The 2,177-nt window shown below is 62.7% G+C and carries 1 protein-coding gene; it reads left to right on the top strand.

Annotation, left to right across the window (positions count from 1 at the left end; genetic code table 11):
- Positions 1 to 609: 609 nt before the first annotated feature.
- The gene (gene ltrA, locus ABD357_RS26195; protein WP_344393395.1) at positions 610 to 2,043 is read left to right on the top strand and encodes a group II intron reverse transcriptase/maturase; all 1,434 of its coding nucleotides are present in this window, start codon (positions 610 to 612) and stop codon (positions 2,041 to 2,043) included.
- The last annotated feature ends 134 nt before the right edge of the window (positions 2,044 to 2,177 follow it).

The raw sequence follows: 2,177 nt of genomic DNA, 5'->3' as shown, positions 1-2,177 counted from the left end.
GTGCGCCACGAGGCGCTGTTTCATCGAGTGGCGGTGGGAGACCGTCACCACCGAGTCGTCGCAGCGACTCGGTAGAAGCTGGGGGCAGTCTGAACCGGGGAACGCCGGGGAGGACGGAAAGCAGCCCCGACAACGCTGGGACACGCTGGCACTACCAGACAGCGTGGGTCCGGCAAGCGAGGTCAGAAGGTGTAACGCAAGTGAACCAGTGGCTGAAGTCTCGTAAGATTTGTGCCAGCTCAAATCTGGTGGATACGGGCTGGTGTGCAGTGCGCGGCGAGGGAGCAATGGGGCCTGAGTCGACTCCGAAGCCGGAACCAGAAGGCCGGCGAGGAGGCCACGCCGAAGAACTGCGGCGTAAGCGTGGCGATGCTGCCGGGGCAGAGTTGGACACCTACCCGACCGATCGATGAGCAGTGAACGTGGGAACCGCGCTTGGCCGTCCCGGGATCGGGTCTCCAACTCGACGCCGGGACAGGTCCGTTGCCGACCGATGGTCAAGAGGCGGGGCGGAGGCTCCGTAGTAGTCCGAGCGCGCGAGAGGCGCGTACATGGCGAAGGGGGCCAGCAAGTCAGTGGCGAGGAGATTGCAATGCCCGGAGGCCGTCGGTGAATACCGACGAACTTGAGGAAGCCGTGTACTCGGCCGAACGCAAGGTACGGGGAATGCAGACCAAGCTGCACCGTTGGGCCCGCGAAGATCCTGATCGCAGGTTCGATGATCTGTTCAATCTGGTGTCCGACCCCGCATTTTTGCTTGTCGCGTGGGATCGGGTGCGGGGGAACAAGGGAGCACGCACGGCAGGAGTGGACGGCCGCACAGTGTCGCGCATCGAAGTCGTGCAAGGTATCGAGGACTTCCTCGATGAGGTCGGGAGCGCATTGCGTGACCGGACCTTTCAGCCCCTTCCGGTTCGGGAAACGATGATCCCCAAGGCGAACGGGAAACTCCGCCGCCTTGGCATCCCAACCGTCCGGGATCGGCTGGTCCAAGCCTCCCTGAAACTGGTGTTGGAGCCGATTTTCGAGGCGGACTTTCTCCCGTGCTCCTACGGGTTCCGTCCGAACCGGCGGGCGCATGACGCCATCGCAGAAACCCGTCACTTCGCCATGTCGAAGTACGAGTGGGTGGTGGAAGGCGATATCAAGGCATGCTTCGACGAAATCTCCCACTCGGCTCTCCTGGAGCGAGTCCGGAGACGACTCGGGGACAAGCGTGTCATCAGCCTGGTCAAGGCGTTCCTCAAAGCGGGCATCCTCTCCGAAGAGGGGATCTCGCGAGAGACCCACACCGGTACCCCGCAGGGTGGCATTCTGTCGCCTCTGCTCGCGAACGTTGCCCTTTCGGTGCTGGACGAGCACTTCGACCAGCACCCGGGAGGACATCACTCCACCGATACCGTGCGGCGACGCAGGAAACGACAAGGGGAGGCCAACTACCGCCTGGTGCGGTACGCGGATGACTTCCTCGTGTTGGTTTCGGGCAACCGCGAACACGCCGTGAGCGTGCGGGACGAGGTGGCGCGAGTGCTCCAGCCGGTGGGGCTCCGCTTGTCGGAGGAGAAGACGCTGATCACCCACATCGACGGTGGCCTCGACTTCTTGGGGTGGCGCATCCAGCGTCATCGCAAACGAGGTACCGCCCGGCACTACATCTACACCTATCCAGCCAAGAAGTCGCTCAAGGCGGCAATGGCCAAGATGAAGACGATGTGCCGGAGAATGGACACCGGCCAGCCGCTCGACTCTCTGCTGCGCCAGATCAATCCAGCACTCAGAGGGTGGTGCGCATACTTCCGCCCCGGCGTTTCCAGCGCGACCTTCGACTACCTGGGCCACTACACGTGGTGGCAGGTAATCGGATGGATCAAGAGGAAACACCGCGGGATCACATGGAAGCATCTCCGACACATCTACTGTGACGGAGGATGGTGGATTAACACGGAACATCGGGAGCTCTTCCACCCCGGACGGGTGTCCACCACCCGCTACCGGTACCGAGGGATGAATATCCCGACCCCGTGGGAAGCCGCAGTGGATTAGCAAGATCACGCAAAGCTCGTAATGGGGCTTGTGGAGAGCCCGTTGCCTAGTAATAGGCACGGCGGGTTCGGAAGGCGGCTCGGGGAAACGGGCTGGCAGTAATGCCAGAACCGCGCCCCGAGCCGACCTTACCG

It is taken from the genome of Streptomyces vastus, from assembly GCF_039532825.1.
In the GTDB taxonomy this organism is placed as follows: Bacteria; Actinomycetota; Actinomycetes; order Streptomycetales; family Streptomycetaceae; genus Streptomyces; species Streptomyces vastus.
Note: the sequence above shows the minus strand (reverse complement) of the source record. Positions and strands in the feature narration are given on the sequence as shown.